This window comes from Ruegeria spongiae, assembly GCF_023502395.1.
GTDB classification, from domain to species: Bacteria; Pseudomonadota; Alphaproteobacteria; order Rhodobacterales; family Rhodobacteraceae; genus Ruegeria_C; species Ruegeria_C spongiae.
In genome coordinates, this window is the sequence record NZ_JAMFMB010000099.1 from 1 (window position 1) to 478 (window position 478).

The window sequence follows — 478 nt, forward strand, 5'->3', positions numbered from 1 at the left end:
GCCTTCAGGACGCTGAACATCCTTGATGAGCACAGTCGGGAATGCCTGGCAATCAGGGTCGAGCGGAAGCTGAACTCGACCGATGTAATCGACGCCCTGACAGACCTGTTCATACTTCGCGGTGCGCCCAGTTTCATACGTTCTGACAATGGGCCGGAATTTGTCGCCCAGGCTGTCCGAGACTGGATCGCCGCCGTTGGTGCCAAGACGGCCTACATCGAACCCGGCAGCCCGTGGGAGAACGGATACTGTGAAAGCTTCAACGGCAGGTTCAGAGACGAGCTGCTCAACGGCGAAATCTTCTACAGCCTTCGAGAAGCTCAAATTCTGATCGAACAATGGAGGAAACACTACAACACAAAACGCCCCCACAGTGCTCTGGGCTATCGCCCGCCAGCGCCCGAAACCATCATCCCGATGGATCACAGGCCGATCATGCACTAACAATCAACTTGGACCAGTCAGATGAGGCTGCTCA

Annotated in this window: 1 protein-coding gene; it reads left to right on the plus strand. The window is 55.9% G+C overall.

Features of this window, described 5'->3' with window-relative positions:
- Positions 1-444, plus strand: a 444-nt coding sequence (locus M3P21_RS22425) for an integrase core domain-containing protein (RefSeq protein ID WP_249713727.1), incomplete at its 5' end; no start/stop codon positions are given.
- Positions 445-478: the final 34 nt, after the last annotated feature.